Raw genomic sequence first — 14,359 nt, 5'->3', positions numbered from 1 at the left:
GGGCTCACAACCTCTCCGGGTCCTGCTATCAACGGATCAGACCAAAAGGACGCACTCAATGCCGCAGGTACTCCGAATAGCGATAGCCGCAGCCTGACATCCGCCTTCGCGCGGTGCCGCTCGCTATGCCTATTCTCGGAGTCTTCCTATGTCCTTCACGCGTAAATTCTACACCGCCGATCTGCATTTCGGCCATTCCAATATTCGCAAGCATTGCCCCGACACGCGCAATTTCGCGATCGTCGAAGAGATGGACATCGCTGTTATGTGGCGAGTCTAAGAGCGCGTTGGCAAAGATGACATCCTCTACATTCTTGGCGACTTCGCCGTTTGCAGCGATTCCGAGTACGTGCGTCATTGTTTCCATATGCTCCCCGGACGCAAGCGTCTCATTCTTGGCAATCACGATCTCGATAACAAAGGGCGCGTCCGGAAAGACATTGCTGCGCTGCCGTGGGATCAGCCGCCAGTTCATGCACTCGAGACGACGGACGAGGGCTGTCACCTGTATCTGCATCATTACGCGTGTCGTGTCTGGCCCCGCCATCTGCGCGGTGGCTACCACCTTTTCGGGCATTCGCACGGCTCTCTAGAGCCACAGGGACGATCTCGCGATGTCGGCATCGACTGCGCCGATACCAATTTTGCGCCGATGACTTTTGCCGAAATCAGGGAGTCTCTCGATGTCTAATGATAGCTACCCGCTGAGGCCAGACGATACCTGGTACTCGTCGATGCGCGCTCACTACGGCTCCGCAGTTCCCGACATCGAGCATCTCCGGATCCGCCGCGGTCTGCAGAATGCTGTAGCCGATATGTACGCGCAGCTCAGCGATCTCGACCTGCTGCCGCTCGTCGCCATCCGGAGCATCACGACGCGCAACGCTGGTTTCGTTGTGATCAACACGGATTACAAGCCCGGCATCTTCCAAGACGACCGTATCGCTCTCGACCTCTGCTTTGAGCGGCACAAAGCCGCAATGCGGGCGGCTTGCGAGCACTGCGGGCGGCCGGGGTCAATCATCGCGAAATCTGGTCTGGAAGCGCTGCTGGATGACCCCAGCACCGCTCTCGGTGACCGCCTCCTTTGTGCCGAATGCTACCAGGACTGGAGCACGCATGACTGACCGTCTTCCGATTGGCTGGTTTGATCTCGTGACGGACTTGCGTCTCGCTCTCATGCGCGAATACCCGGATGTCCGCGTCCGCTCGATGACGAGTGATCGCGGCTGGCTCACTGTCGATGTCGATGACAGCCGTCTCGACCCCGGTAGCCGGCTTCAGCTCGGCCGCCTTGTGCAAAGTTATGTCACCCAGTCGCTTCACACATGCGCGGGCTGCGGGTCTGCACATGCGCGCGACCGCGGACAAGCGCGCCTGGTGACGTGCGATGAATGCGAAACGGAGTGCTGCAGCAATGCTTGATCCGGATTTTCCTCGCATCAAACTCGATGACCTCCGTGAAGACTACCCGGGTGTCTTCGACAGCGCCCGCTATGTCGATGTCGGCATCGGGTGGTTGCCGCTGGTGCGCGATTTCGTGATCGAGGCGCTGCCTCACGACCCCATCCTTATTGTCCGCGAAATCAAAGAAAAGTGGGGAACGATGCGCATCTGGTGCGACACCGATGTGCTCGCGGCTCGGCTCGCGAAAGGTAAGGCAGAAGCGAAATCGGGCATGACGTGTGAAGTGTGCGGTGCTGAAGGATGGCTGCGCCGTCCGCCTCCGCGGCGCTTTGCATGGTGGAGAACGCTGTGCTCTGAGCATGCGTCGCCAGATCAAGCGATGTGGGGTCAGCAGACGGCATGGAGCTCGGGCACGATGCAGTACGAGGGGCAATGGTACGCTTATGACCGCGAGACAGACTCGATGATTCCGATTGAGACACCGGAGCGTTTTCGATGATGGACTGGGACGAATTGAAGGCGAAATATCCGCGACTGATCCCGGCAAAATTTGGCTTCCAGTGCGAGGTCGGTTGGCTTCGAATCCTCGACGACTATTTCGCGCTCGTCGATCGTGAGCTGCCTGATGGCGTTCCGTACGTTGTCAAACAAATCAAAGAAAAGCTCGGCACGATGCGCATCTACGACTCCAGCTACGACGAGCCGTTGTCGTCAATCACTGCGATCCGCGAAGCCCACGCACTCGCGACAGCGCGCAGTCTGCACACATGCGAGCACTGCGGGCAGCGCGGACGTTTTAGCCGTCGCCGCGGCTATCTCACCGTGACCTGCGATGATCATGCAATCCGGGATGGTGTGCTCGCCGTCCCCGACGAGCCGGAGCCAAGGGACTATCGACAGACCGCCGACGGTTGGGAAGTCTACGATCCGGATCTCGATACCTTCATCCCATCGGAGCCGCCTGAATGGCTGGATTGACGGCTGCTCGTCGGCGCTTCGGAGTGCGGCCCGGCCTCCATGTCGAAAGCTTGGATCGCGAGCAGCTCGTCACCGAGGCCTTGATCCGCATCGGACGCACAGAGATTGAGGCGCTCGATCTCTATGACTTCGACGCGGATGCCACCGCTTCTCGTCTCGGATGGCACATGGCCGCGAGGACAGGCACGGATTTCCGTATCGGCCGGAGGCTCCTGCAGCTCACGGCTCCGGGCGAATACTTGATGCCCCCGATCGAATTCCGGCTTTCGAGGCAGACGGAGCCGACTGACGAGCAAATGTACCAGGCTCCAATTGTCACGCCATGGAGCATTCATCTCTGGCAGTCCGGGAGCACTCCGGCCGAATGGCGCGTGAACGGCAGCGTCTATCACAGAGAGTGGCTACCGCGGATCTGGAGCAGGCTGCTGTATCTGCATCGCGAGAAAGCGATGGCTTTGACAGACGATGGCTGGGTGCGGCTCGGAAAGAGGATTTGATGACGAACAACAGGAAAGCCGAACTCGCGCAGATGTGTGCTCTCGAAATCCGGCGTGCATCTGCAATCACGAAATCCAAGCTCGCGGATTGGGGATACCGCTTTGCGGAGCCTGTGCTCGATGAAGAGATGACGGCGATGCCTGAGCGGCTCTCCGGGAAGCCGGTGACCGAAACAGATATTCTGATCTTGCGGGATCTCGTCCTCGATGATCTCTGGCCACGTTTGAGAGAACAGCACCAGAGCCACCGAAACGCCGTGTTCGATGCGATCAAGAAGATGAATCGTGAAACGATCTCGGCCGACGCAACGTTCGCTTTTGATGTCGGATGGCGGCAGCTCTTGCAGTCGGCTGCCGAACGCGTTGAGACGTATCCAGCGGCGTGGAAGGTGATGATCGTCGGCGGCAAGGAGAAGTTCGGCTGCCTCGTCCTTCACATCGCCTGCGACCACGACCAGCGCGGATGCCGAGCCGAAGTCGAGCGGTTGCGCGAGGAGTTTCGGCTGCGTTCTCTTGCGACCTGCGACATTTGCGGCGGTCATGGCAGGCTGCGGCCCGGATCATATGCGAAGACGGTCTGTGACAAGCATGCCGCGATCTTCGAAGGGTTCCGGGAAGATGACGGTTTGCATTCGGATCCGTGGAAATGGAACGAAGACAACGACGACGTTGAGATGTCGATGGCGGATAAAACCGACTAAGAGGGCCTCGATGGCGGAAATTGTCGTCACGTGCGAGTTCTGCGGTCGACCCGGTGGAATGATCGGCGGCGGCATTGATGCGAGGGCGAGGTGTCCGGTGCATCTGGATGTTGTCGATGCCGAAGAATGGCTGCGCAGCCGGGCAGCGATGTCTGCAATGTTTGAATCCGAGCAGGAAGCACTGGCACACTTCTGGGCTGACTATGGTGCCGGCTTAGATTTGGTGAGAGAGCTGCAGCGCGAAAGCGTGTCGGATACCGATTGCGGCGATGTGCCGGTGACCCGGCATTGAGAACTGGCACCCAGTGCCCGGCTTGGAGAAATTGCCGGGCACTGGGATAGGGCAGGATTTACTCGGCAGCGAGTAATGCGGCCGATTTCGCAGCTTTCTGTCGCTCGTACTCGTCCAGGACTGCGTCTGTCCAAATCCGCATCGCTTCCTTTTTCAGCGCAATGTATTGAGCGCCGCCATAGGCCATCTTCGTGATGCGCGCGGTGCGCAGACGCTGGAAGTCTTCTCGTTCGCGTTCCGAAGCGGTGACAGCTAGCTCAGACTTCTCGTGAATGTCGTGTGCTAAGATAACAGTCGCGCCCCCAGGGATGCCATTTTCATCGAGAACTTTTGTCAGGCTGCGGCGGAGGTCGTGAAGAGACCACCAGTCGATCCCAGCTTCGGCGAGCAGATCACGACGTTCGGTGCGCTCAGGGACTTTCTTGCCCTTTCGCTCGACCTTGGTGTCTTGGATTAGAGCGTCCCGTCCCGCCAGACGGTATAGAATGCGGTATACGCCGGATGCCGTGGCGTGTGCGTCTTTCTTGCGCTCGGAGGGGAACGCCCATTCTTGCGATCCTGCGTAGCGACCCTTCTCTCGGAAAGAGTTGATCATATCCCAAGCCCGCGCGGGTATTGGCAATACATGAGCCTGACCTGCTTTCATCACGTCTTCCGCCCATGCAGCAAGCAGGAAGTCCTCGCTGTCCGGATCGGCAACGACATCGTGAGCCAGCAGCGACATCCCCGCGGTGGCGCGCTGGCAAGTGAGTACGAGCCACCAAAGACCCGCGAGAGTGCCCGGATTGGTGCCGTTGACACCCTGCGCGCGTCCAGGTAGCGGCTTTGTCAGATACTCTTCGGCGAGCAACAGGGTGGCCACGACGGATTCCACTTCAGGGCGGCGATTACGAGGCTTGATCTCAAAGGGCGCATTGAGGAAGTGCCACCATGCGTCGACTTTATCGAGACCAGATTGCCCGGCATGATTCCGAGCGCAGTAGTCGAGGACGGCACGCGTATAGGTCACAACTTTGATCGCCGGAGAAGCGCCCACGTGCTTCTTGACGTGATCGCGGACGCTCTCGATGTCTCCTCTGGTGACGAGGACGGCTGGCTTGTCGAGAACCTTCTGAAAGATGTCGCGGTTGAATGTGCCGCGGTAGTCTTTGACCGTGTTCGCGCCGATCTTGTGTTTCGCATCCGGAGCCGTCTTACCCTCGATCGTCTTCTCAACGCACTCACGCAGCGTCCAGGTGTCGGCCGTTTTATGAACCGCCTGCAGCGCGTCCGACTTCTTTTGCCCCGACCAGTGAGCATCGAGGAAAGGCCCAACCTTTTTCGGATCGTCCTTCAGGAGGCTGAGGACAGTGGTCGCTAGATCACGGACGGTCTTCGGAGCTGTCATGATCCGCTCGCCCTTCGCGTGGACGTAGCCGATGACTGGGGAATATTCCTTCCACCTCACGATCCAGGATGCGCGCTTTCCCTGAACCATCAGCCGGAGTCCGGTGAGCTTCTCGTCCGTGAATATGAAGATCTTGCCGTCTGGAGTCTCGCCAGCCTCAGCCATCTTCTTCGCCCGGAGGATCTCCTTGTCGCCAATGACCAGCTTCTCAGTCGCCATACCGTTTACGCCTCACTCTATACCGTCGCCGTATTCTATACCGCTCCTATACCGCTTCCAAATTGGTTGACAAGAGCCGATGGCACCTAGCTTGATTTAAGTGCCTGAAACATTCAAGAGGGCATAATTGTTGACAATAGCCTGAAATTGCTGGCGTATTTCGCTTGAGAGTGACGGTATATCGACACTTGTAAACAAAATTGGAAATGGGCTATGAATGAGACACTAGGATTGAAAATCCGCGTGTCGGTGGTTCAAATCCGCCTCCGGGCACCATTTTAACTTACTCAAATCGCTGGTTTTTTTTTACTTTTCGGCTTGATTGCTTCGAAGTGGTTTTGACAGTTTTATCAAGATGGTTTGACATTTTTCGTTTTCCGTCTGTTCACTTCGGCCTCGAAATCCTCGACCGCTGCGATCGTCTGTTTCGACATATCGGCTCGCCTGGAATAGTGCTCGCCATGGCCTCGGTCCGTTGACCGAGAACATTGGCGATCGTGCCATAATCCATGTTCATCTCGCGCAGGATCGTTGCCACGGTATGCCGCAAGCCCTTGAGTGTAAGGCCAGGCTGCACACTTCCGTTCTCTTCGAGCTTGATCTTGATCGGTCGCCATGATGCTCGAAAGCCTGAGATCGTCCACGGCTTCCCCTGCGAGGTGGCGCAAAGCATTATGGCCGAATGAGCTGGCGCAGCTGCGAGCGCATCCGCGACCGGCTTCAGGAGCGCAGATAGACCTCTTCCCCAGTTTTGCCGCGCTTCGTGTTGATCATTCAAGCTTGAACGGCTGTACGCGGCAGAGCGAGAGCATCCTGCGGATCAAGCCCGTAAAACATCATGAAGCGTGACCGCTGGCAGGATATGGGATGGCAACGCTGCCAGCACCGCACCGCGCTAAGCATCCATCCATGGTCGATGCGCCTGTGGCGCGTTCTTCGGTCGCTTGATGGCTTTGATACCAGCGGCCGGGTTATCCTTCACCTCGCCACGCTCCTTGCTCCAGGCAAAGAGAAGCGACAAAACCGTTCGAACATACGAGCCGAATTTACGGCCTTTGCTTTCGCCTGCCTGCCCCGGATATTCACGATCAGCGGCGGCGTGAAACTGGTTAGCGGCGTGTCCTCGATACTTTTCAGGTAGTCGAAGCGCTTCTGATAGTCCGACCTAGTACGATCAGAGATGTCGCTTTGAAAGGCAGGGCTGGCCCTGTACTTCTTGATCAGTGCGCCGAGCGTTCCGGCCCGCGTTGTCTCGCTCTTTTCGTGAAGCTGTCTCAGCCGATAGCACTCGCCGTAAAACTCCATGGTCCACAACGGAAACTTATCCAGATCAATCACCGCTCCGGTCTTGCGATGATAGCAGCGCCAGCGAAAGGGCGGCTCCTTATCCTGAAAAATCTGGAAGCCCTTGGGGCGTTTTCTGTCAGCCATCAGCCGAGCTTCGCAATGATCGCATCGTCGCCCTTAATCGCATCGATAAATGCGTCGCCGCGATCTAAAGTTTACTTCTGAAAAAGACGTTTGATTTCATTCAAGTTCAGCTCCACACCGCGCAAGGGCTCTGAAATTTTCTAAAGATAGAAAACCATCACAACTTCAACAGGTGTTCGTGTGTCGGTCCGAAATCTTACTTGCTAAACAGTCGCTTTTGCTGAAATCTGCTCTCAACTCATGGGAGTGGTAATATGAACCGTACACTTATCAAAGCGCTAGATGGCCTGAACAACCTGCTGGCGCTTTTCATCATTCTTGCATGCGCTGTGGTTGGCTTTTTCACGTTATCCCATCAAGGCGGCGCCGCTGTATTTGGTGCGGTCATCGGTGTAGTGGTTGGATTGATAGTTGCCTCAATTGTATGCGGCCTTCTGGCGACGTTTATCGAGATCGAAAAGCATCTTCGAGCGCTGGCAGAGGAGAGGTCGACGGTTAACTCAAGGACGTACGCCGCGTCACTAGCAAAAGCGGGAGGTAGTGAATGAGCACTGATGGATATGTTCGCGAAAAACTCGCTGCAGGCGTTTCCTGCCTTGTCGGCATTGGAGGTATTCATTCCCGATTGGTTAATGCCTTCATTTCGATGACAACAATCAATGGCAGCAATTTTTCTGATGAGGCTCTGGGGAAGAGGTTCGACGCTCTCTATTCTCTAGTTACATCTGTCTCCGCGCAAGGAGGCGAGGGAAAGATCCAAGCCACAATCAACACGATGTCCGACGAGGACGCTTCTGGCGTAGCGCACGAGTTGTTCGATCTTTATGCGTCCGCTCTGCGGGCTTTAAAAAAATAAATTATCTGCATCCACTCTCAGAGTGGATGCAACGCTCTGCGGGGGACCGTCGATGCTTACGATTAACCGGAAGGGCTTCAAGGTGATGCCGGCCATCACTGATAATGAGCTCGCTGGCATTGGTTTGGTGGCGCACAATTGGTCTCAACTCGAAGGGCTGATCGATGTTCTTATCGTACAGGCTGGCGGTCAACCATTTGAAAGCGGCAAAGGGAGCCGAGCTTCGTTCGTGGAACGCGCTCGCTATCTGAAGAGTGAAATTGCGACCCAGATCAGACTAGAATGGGCTACGCCACTAACAAATATTTTAAACGATGCCCTCTCCGTCAAGACGCATCGTGACCAAATTGTACATGGTGTTTGGGGGAAAGAAAACGACGCCATGGGCGTTTCAGTGCTCCAGCGAGGAAAAGCGGCATCAAGTCGGCGCATCGAATATAGCAAACTGCGGGACATCGCCCTTCAAATCGACCATATAACCGCACATCTGATGGAGATTATTATCTCAAGCTGTGAGAAGCACCGTTGCGAGGTCTTCACTGTGTCCGAAGCATGGCGAGTCATAAGGATTAAATGATCGCGACACGTGGGCGAGCGGCCAACAAGCTCGACAGTTCTGACAATGAAGAGAGATCGTTGATGGGGGCAAAAAAGCAAAAGCTGCAGCGCTTTTTGAGCGCCCACTCGAACTGCTATTCTGCGGCGGGGCCGCAACAACAATTGATCATGTCCCGTCAAGGGAGTGCTTCATCGGGCGCGTCGGACCAGAAGGTTATGAGTTTCCTGCTTGCAAAAGGTGCAACAATTCCGCCGGGCCAGCTGAACAGACAGTTGCGTTATATCGCCACTGCACCGATTTCGCCGAGGACATTCGTGGACGGCCTCAGGTTGAGAAGCTACTGAGCGGCCTGCGCAACAATTCGCCAACGCGCGTGCCGATTACGGAAGTTTCCGCGAACCAAAAGCGGCAATTAGCGCGACGGTCTAACATCGCGCTTCAAACAGGAGATACCTACGCAGGCTTGCCGATCGTAGGCATTACGCGAGACGTCCACCACGATTTTAAGGTATTTTCCCGACGGCTGACGTGCGCCCTCTTTTACAGACATGCTGGCAACATTCTACCCGCCACACACATGATCAAAACCCAATGGATCCAGTTTGCGCACGGCAGGGCGGAGAAGATAGTTGCGGATATTACAGCAGATATGCCGCACCTTACGCAAACCGGGCGTGTCAATACCAACATCGGCCAACAGTTCAGTTACCGGTGGTATCTAGACGCAGGAACCGAAACATTCCTCTTTGCAGCGCAGTTCGCGATGGCATTTTTTATATTCGGACTAACCGCCCGCTTCGCGTTGGAGACATCTGGCGAAGGCTGGGAAAGCCACCAAAGCGACTATCCTGAACCGTTTAGATAGAGGCCCTCGCTCCGAGGAGGAAGTCTTATCAGCCGCCGCCGCCTGCGTGGAGGCCTCCAGCTTTTCGCGAACGCCGCGAAACACATCTGCATTTGAGATCGCGGACGCAAATTCCTCTGCAAGCGATCGGCCCTTGCCGTAGTCGAGATACTGGCGCTGCACATCTGCGAGCGGAGAAGCCGCCCGGCAGATGTTGCTCGGCCGCGCACCAGGTATGCGCGGCAGGCCCTTGGCTCCGCTTGGAAACTCGGGCTTGGACGATCGGCACGTTGTGGCGACCTTTCGATGCCCTCGGCCTGCGCGGATCAATGGCGCCAGCGCCACTCCCCTTTAGGTGCTGTACCGCTGGCGCGGCTCTACGCAGGGCCAGAGCACCCCGGGTCTCGCCTAGACAAAAGCAACAAAAAAGGCCGGGGCGAATTCGCACCGACCTCTTGTCGCTTGTCATCTGCCGCCAGTACATCCGTGGTCAACGTGCAAGCGGTGGCGCCGCCACGCCACTCGGTGAAGAGGATGCGGGACGGCGCGTTTGGTTCCAAGTTTTAATCGAGTAATTCTGCGGGTACCTTGCCGCCATTTTCTGACAGTTTTTTAAGCAAAGCCTTGTGGAGCCAGTTGTTCATCTCGGCCGAGCCATTGAGTTCGCCGGTATAGCCGAGTTCCTGCGCCAGTTCCTTGCGCTCTGCGAGGCTTGCATCCATGCCGAGCGCCTTCATCAGATCGACGATCGAATGTTTCCAGTCGAGGCGATGTCCGCTGCGCTTGACTGCGGCGTCGAGCTGCGACGCGACATCGACCTGCTGGGTGGATGCAGAGGTTGGCGCCGACGGGACAGGTGCCGAGCTGCCGGAGGTGGAGGGAACGGCTTGGCCCGTGCCGCCGACGGGCGGTGCGGTGGTTGCGGCGGGCTCAGGGATGGATGAGGGGGCAGGTGTCGGTTCCGTGGCGGACGGGGATGTCTGCTCGGCATGGGCCGAACCGAAGATCGCGTCTTTGATTTTGCCGAAGATGCTCATGATGTTTCCTCCTTGGACTGATTATCGATGTCGGTCCAACGGATCGAAGGCGGATCGCGTTCCGATTGGAGGTGAAAAAGCCAGCCCTACCTAGGGTAGCCATCACCATCGGGACGATTATCTGCTGTGAAAACCGAGGTAGACATTGCGGTAACAGGGGCCGGCATTGCAGAAGATCTGAAGAAACGGGGAACATGTCGGCACTTCTCCAAGTGTAGCGAAGACGAATATTAATGGCTTTTCAATCGATGTCGGGCATCATCGCTTCCCACACATGGAGGTATTGATGCAGCGGTTGTCGTCGGGCGCGATTTTAAACTTTGCGCCATTACGCTGGATTGCATCTATTGATCCGACATTGCCCCATGAGGTGCGAAAGCGTCTTGGGGACATGTTCTTCGCCTCCACCAAGCCGTTCTTCCTTGGAGCGGCCAACTCCACCGCGGTTCTTAGTGTCGCCTTCTACAGGATCGGTGATCCTGTGTTTCTGGTCATCATAGCGTTGGAAGTGATGCTCCTCGTCGCCAGACTGGCGGCTATTCGAACGGCGGAGCGGAGCAAGGCTCCCTTCTTCGTGGTCGGGCTGACATGGGCTTTAACGCAGGCTTTCACGATCTCGCTTGTTGTGCTGTCGCGCGACATTCCAATGACCATCATCGTGCTGGCCTCAAGTCTCGCTGCAATCGGCAGCATCATCGGCCGCAACTTCGCCGCGCCGCGCTACGCCATGACGCAGGTCCTGCTCCTCGACTTGAGCTTCAAGGCGAGTTTCAGCTTTCTTTATCCCGAGTTTCTGCCGCTCATCCTCTGTCAGACCGTGCTGTTCTTTCTGATGAACCTGACGATGATTGAGCAACAGCGGAGCGTCACGGTGCGTGCGATCATCGCAGAAATCGAGAGCCGGGCGCAATCCTTTCGCGATCCTCTCACGGGTCTCCTCAATCGCCGCGGCATGGAACGCGCATTCGAAAGCCTGACCGTGCACGGTGCTCGACCATCGCTTCTGTTTCTCGATCTCGATAACTTCAAGCAGGTGAACGATGGGCACGGACATCGTGTTGGAGATCTGCTGTTGGAAGAGGTTGGAAGGCGCCTGACATCGACGATCGGTCCTGACGCGGTGGCCTGTCGTCTGGGTGGAGACGAGTTTCTTATTCTCTGCAAGGAGAGGACCGTTCAGGGCATCGAGAATCTCGGTGCCAGGCTGATTGCGTCGCTTTCCGCTCCCTATGACATCGGCTCGATGGGAACGGCCCATGTGGGCGCCAGCATTGGCGCAGCGCTTGGCGGCAAAGACACAGATTTGACCGAAATGATGGTGCTCGCCGATAAGGCACTCTACGGCGCGAAGGGGAATGGCAAGGGCCAGTGCGTGCTGGCGACGTGAATTTCTATACGCGCGGGCTAAGTACTACTGAGGAGCTCTGGTGTGTGGAGCAGATCAAAACCTTCGCCGCACGCCGTCTATGTGCTCTTCCTGATAATAAAAAGGGCGGCCAATAGACCGCCCCTTCCAATTCTGTCGCAGCATGTGCCGTCTCAGGCAGGCCGCTCTTCACCGGCATTTGGACGCCAGGTAATCAGCTTCTTCTCGGCAACATCAAGGATGAGGTCGATGATGAGGACGAAGATGGCGAGGATGATGATGCCTGCGAAGACGCCAACAGCATCGAAGTTGCCTTCCGAGCGGGCAATCAGATAGCCAAGGCCAGCGGATGCGCCGAGATATTCACCGATGATGGCGCCGACGACTGCGAAGCCGACGGAGGTGCGCAGTGAAGACAGGATCCAGCTTGCTGCGGCCGGGAAGTAGACATGGCGCAGAAGGTCGGAGCGCTTGGCACCGAGGATGCGGGTGTTCGACAGAACGACCGGGTTGACTTCGCGAACGCCCTGCATGGCGTTGAAGAAGGTGACGAAGAACACCAGCGTTACGGCCAGCGCAACCTTGGACCACAGGCCGAGACCGAGCCACAGAACGAAGATCGGTGCCAGGACGACGCGCGGGATGGCGTTGACGGCCTTGATGAACGGGTCGAGGACGCGCGCCACGAAGGGGCTGAGACCGAGCCAGACGCCAGCGCCGACGCCGAGACCCGTACCGATCAGATAGCCGAGAACCGTTTCACTGAGGGTGATGCCGACATGCTTGTAGAAGCCCGCGTCGCCCACCCAGTCGATCACCTGTTTGACGATATCGAATGGGGCTGGGAAGAAGAAGCGGTCGATGGCGCCGGTCGATACGCCAAGCTGCCATCCACCGAGAATGACGACCAGAAGTACGACCTGGATGAGGCGAATGTTAATGGCGTGCATAGCTTTTCTCCACTTCGCCGCGCAGGGATGCCCAGATATCGCGGTACAGAGTCATGAATTTCGGGTCGAGTTTGATTTCAGCGACATTGCGCGGACGCTCGAGATCGACAGGGAAGCTTTCGATTACGCGGCTCTTCGGACCAGCGGCCAGAACGACGACGCGGTCGCCAAGCGCAATGGCTTCTTCCAGATCGTGGGTGATCATCACGACCGCGCGGCGATCTTCCTGCCATAGGCGCAGAAGCTCGTTCTGCATCAGGTGGCGGGTGTGGATATCGAGTGCCGAAAAGGGCTCGTCCATCAGGATGACCTTCGGCTCGGTGATGAGAGCCTGGGCCATCTGCACACGCTTGCGCTGGCCGCCGGACAGCATGTGCGGGAAGCGGCTCTCGAAGCCCTTGAGGCCGACTTTTTCAAGCCAGGCCATGACCTTCACCCGGCGTTCCGCTTCCGGCACGCCACGGAACATCAAGCCTAGCTCGACATTCTGGTAGGCCGTCTTCCAGGGAAGCAGGGCATCCTGCTGGAAGAGATAGCCGATATTGTTCTGTACGCCGCTGACGGGCGCACCATCAATGCTGACGGAGCCCTTGGCGGGTTTCAACAGACCGGCGATTGCGTTGAGGATGGTGGATTTGCCGCAGCCCGTCGGGCCGACGATGGAGAGGAATTCTCCATCGCCAACCGCGAGGTTGACGTCCTGAACGGCGGTGAAAGAACCAAATGCCATCGTCACATTATCGATGGCGACCATCGATTTTGGTTCTGACTGTGCCACCGGCGTGAGCTTTCTGACTGGTGAAGACATGGACGGACCCTCAGTTTGCGGGTTTCGAAGCGGCGGCTTCGACGAACTTGTTGGTATAGGTGGTGTTGAGATCGATCGTCGCCTTGGCCACAGCCTCGTTGAAGCTTTTCAGCACGGCGAGCGGCGTCTCGAGATCTTTCGGCTCGAACTTGCCGTCTTCAGAGAAGATGGCCTTCGCCGCTTCGACAGCCTTGATGTAGGTCGCCTTGTCGCCCGAGACGAAATCGTCCGGCAGCTTTTCAACGATCTCTTCAGCCGAATGCGCCTTCATCCAGTGCAGCGCCCGCACCGTGGCGTTGGTCACCTTCTGGATCACTTCTGGATTGGCATCGATATAATCCTGGGTCGCGTAAAGGACCGAGGTGGGATAGATGCCGCCGTAGACATCCTTGGCGCCCTGGTCGCTGCGCGCATCGATCAGGATCTTGCCGAGACCGCGCTCGACGACGATGGTTGCAGCCGGGTCGTAATTGACGAGCAGGTCGATCTTGCCCTGCTGAAGAGCGGCGACGGCTGCAGCACCGGAACCGACGCCGATGATCGAGATGTCGTTGTCGCTGAGATTATGTTCCTTCATGTAGTAACGGATGAAGAAGTCTGACGACGAACCCGGTGAGGTGATGCCAACCTTCTTGCCCTTGATCGTCTCGGGCTTGGCCGGATCGAAGTCGGTGTCGTTCTTGCCGGCGAGAACCAGGCCGGAGTTGCGGGCCAGCATCACGAAGCCGACGACGTGCTTGTTCTGCGACTGCATCTGGATCGTGTGGTCGTAAAAGCCGACCGCGACATCCGTAGAGCCGGCGACCAGTGCCTGAAGCACCTTGGAACCGCCCTGGGCGAAGTTCTCGGTGGTCACATCCAGGCCTTCATCCTTGTAATAGCCGAGGCTGGCTGCGACGGGGAAAGGCAGGTTGTTGAGATTGTAGGAACCAACGCTCATTCTGACGGATTCGGCATTGGCGGTGGCTGCGAAGGCGCAGAGCGCTGCAGTGGCTAGCAGGAATTTACGCATGTGGGTCTCCTCCCG

20 protein-coding genes are annotated in these 14,359 nt (G+C 57.2%); 13 read left to right on the top strand and 7 right to left on the bottom strand.

Annotated features, from left to right (window positions below):
- Positions 1-55: 55 nt before the first annotated feature.
- Positions 56-577, bottom strand: a complete 522-nt coding sequence (locus ACTJK5_RS10555) for a hypothetical protein (RefSeq protein ID WP_440612365.1) — start codon at positions 575-577, stop codon at positions 56-58.
- Positions 578-683: 106 nt separating this feature from the next.
- Here ACTJK5_RS10555 and ACTJK5_RS10550 point away from each other — a divergent pair, with 106 nt between their 5' ends.
- From ACTJK5_RS10550 to ACTJK5_RS10520, 7 genes are read left to right on the top strand one after another with little or no spacing between them, the layout of a single operon-like run.
- Entirely contained in the window at positions 684-1,127 is a 444-nt protein-coding gene (locus tag ACTJK5_RS10550; RefSeq protein ID WP_440612364.1) for a hypothetical protein, read from the top strand.
- Entirely contained in the window at positions 1,120-1,425 is a 306-nt protein-coding gene (locus tag ACTJK5_RS10545) for a hypothetical protein (protein WP_440612363.1), read from the top strand. The genes ACTJK5_RS10550 and ACTJK5_RS10545 overlap by 8 nt, the downstream gene beginning before the upstream one ends.
- On the top strand, positions 1,418-1,906 hold the full coding sequence (locus ACTJK5_RS10540) for a hypothetical protein (protein WP_440612362.1): 489 nt from the start codon (positions 1,418-1,420) through the stop codon (positions 1,904-1,906). Before ACTJK5_RS10545 ends, ACTJK5_RS10540 begins: the two co-directional genes overlap by 8 nt.
- Complete coding sequence (locus tag ACTJK5_RS10535; protein WP_440612361.1) at positions 1,903-2,385, top strand: hypothetical protein; 483 nt, start codon at positions 1,903-1,905, stop codon at positions 2,383-2,385. Before ACTJK5_RS10540 ends, ACTJK5_RS10535 begins: the two co-directional genes overlap by 4 nt.
- A complete protein-coding gene (locus ACTJK5_RS10530; RefSeq protein ID WP_440612360.1) occupies positions 2,373-2,882 on the top strand; it encodes a hypothetical protein in 510 nt (169 codons plus the stop codon). The genes ACTJK5_RS10535 and ACTJK5_RS10530 overlap by 13 nt, the downstream gene beginning before the upstream one ends.
- A complete protein-coding gene (locus ACTJK5_RS10525; protein WP_440612359.1) occupies positions 2,879-3,583 on the top strand; it encodes a hypothetical protein in 705 nt (234 codons plus the stop codon). Before ACTJK5_RS10530 ends, ACTJK5_RS10525 begins: the two co-directional genes overlap by 4 nt.
- Positions 3,584-3,593: 10 nt before the next feature.
- Entirely contained in the window at positions 3,594-3,875 is a 282-nt protein-coding gene (locus tag ACTJK5_RS10520) for a hypothetical protein (RefSeq protein WP_440612358.1), read from the top strand.
- A gap of 58 nt (positions 3,876-3,933) precedes the next feature.
- Here ACTJK5_RS10520 and ACTJK5_RS10515 read toward each other — a convergent pair whose 3' ends face one another.
- A complete protein-coding gene (locus ACTJK5_RS10515) occupies positions 3,934-5,481 on the bottom strand; it encodes a hypothetical protein (protein ID WP_440612357.1) in 1,548 nt (515 codons plus the stop codon).
- 978 nt (positions 5,482-6,459) lie between these two features.
- The gene (locus tag ACTJK5_RS10510) at positions 6,460-6,912 is read right to left on the bottom strand and encodes a hypothetical protein (RefSeq protein ID WP_440612356.1); all 453 of its coding nucleotides are present in this window, start codon (positions 6,910-6,912) and stop codon (positions 6,460-6,462) included.
- A 254-nt stretch (positions 6,913-7,166) separates the two neighbouring features.
- On the opposite strand from ACTJK5_RS10510, the gene ACTJK5_RS10505 reads away from it, so the two are divergent.
- The 5 genes from ACTJK5_RS10505 to ACTJK5_RS10485 all read left to right on the top strand — a co-directional run bounded on the left by ACTJK5_RS10505 (position 7,167) and on the right by ACTJK5_RS10485 (position 9,192).
- Positions 7,167-7,460: a hypothetical protein gene (locus tag ACTJK5_RS10505; protein WP_111849955.1), complete on the top strand. Its 294-nt coding sequence runs from the start codon at positions 7,167-7,169 to the stop codon at positions 7,458-7,460.
- Entirely contained in the window at positions 7,457-7,768 is a 312-nt protein-coding gene (locus tag ACTJK5_RS10500) for a hypothetical protein (protein WP_440612355.1), read from the top strand. Before ACTJK5_RS10505 ends, ACTJK5_RS10500 begins: the two co-directional genes overlap by 4 nt.
- A gap of 52 nt (positions 7,769-7,820) precedes the next feature.
- Positions 7,821-8,345 (top strand): hypothetical protein, encoded by a 525-nt coding sequence (locus tag ACTJK5_RS10495; RefSeq protein WP_144621740.1) that lies wholly within the window; start codon positions 7,821-7,823, stop codon positions 8,343-8,345.
- Positions 8,342-8,671 carry a hypothetical protein gene (locus tag ACTJK5_RS10490; protein WP_440612354.1) on the top strand — a complete coding sequence of 110 codons (330 nt, stop codon included), beginning with the start codon at positions 8,342-8,344 and terminating at the stop codon, positions 8,669-8,671. Before ACTJK5_RS10495 ends, ACTJK5_RS10490 begins: the two co-directional genes overlap by 4 nt.
- Before the next feature lie 233 nt (positions 8,672-8,904).
- Positions 8,905-9,192 (top strand): hypothetical protein, encoded by a 288-nt coding sequence (locus ACTJK5_RS10485; RefSeq protein ID WP_440612353.1) that lies wholly within the window; start codon positions 8,905-8,907, stop codon positions 9,190-9,192.
- A gap of 542 nt (positions 9,193-9,734) precedes the next feature.
- On the opposite strand, the gene ACTJK5_RS10480 is transcribed toward ACTJK5_RS10485, so the two are convergent.
- Complete coding sequence (locus ACTJK5_RS10480) at positions 9,735-10,208, bottom strand: DUF3597 domain-containing protein (protein WP_062426994.1); 474 nt, start codon at positions 10,206-10,208, stop codon at positions 9,735-9,737.
- Between the two features lie 286 nt (positions 10,209-10,494).
- On the opposite strand from ACTJK5_RS10480, the gene ACTJK5_RS10475 reads away from it, so the two are divergent.
- The gene (locus tag ACTJK5_RS10475) at positions 10,495-11,595 is read left to right on the top strand and encodes a diguanylate cyclase domain-containing protein (protein ID WP_440612352.1); all 1,101 of its coding nucleotides are present in this window, start codon (positions 10,495-10,497) and stop codon (positions 11,593-11,595) included.
- 152 nt (positions 11,596-11,747) lie between these two features.
- On the opposite strand, the gene ACTJK5_RS10470 is transcribed toward ACTJK5_RS10475, so the two are convergent.
- Genes ACTJK5_RS10470 through ACTJK5_RS10460 form a run of 3 tightly spaced genes read right to left on the bottom strand, consistent with a single transcriptional unit; the run spans position 11,748 to position 14,344 of the window.
- Positions 11,748-12,524, bottom strand: coding sequence for an ABC transporter permease (locus ACTJK5_RS10470; RefSeq protein ID WP_062445496.1), 777 nt, complete (start codon positions 12,522-12,524; stop codon positions 11,748-11,750).
- Positions 12,511-13,332 carry an ABC transporter ATP-binding protein gene (locus tag ACTJK5_RS10465; protein ID WP_440612351.1) on the bottom strand — a complete coding sequence of 274 codons (822 nt, stop codon included), beginning with the start codon at positions 13,330-13,332 and terminating at the stop codon, positions 12,511-12,513. The genes ACTJK5_RS10470 and ACTJK5_RS10465 overlap by 14 nt, the downstream gene beginning before the upstream one ends.
- 10 nt (positions 13,333-13,342) lie before the next feature.
- Positions 13,343-14,344 (bottom strand): ABC transporter substrate-binding protein, encoded by a 1,002-nt coding sequence (locus tag ACTJK5_RS10460; RefSeq protein ID WP_062445494.1) that lies wholly within the window; start codon positions 14,342-14,344, stop codon positions 13,343-13,345.
- Positions 14,345-14,359: the final 15 nt, after the last annotated feature.

This window comes from Agrobacterium sp. 22094 (assembly GCF_052046015.1).
In the GTDB taxonomy this organism is placed as follows: Bacteria; Pseudomonadota; Alphaproteobacteria; order Rhizobiales; family Rhizobiaceae; genus Agrobacterium; species Agrobacterium cavarae.
The sequence above is the reverse complement of the archived record's forward strand: the minus strand, read 5'-3'. Positions and strand labels throughout refer to the sequence as shown.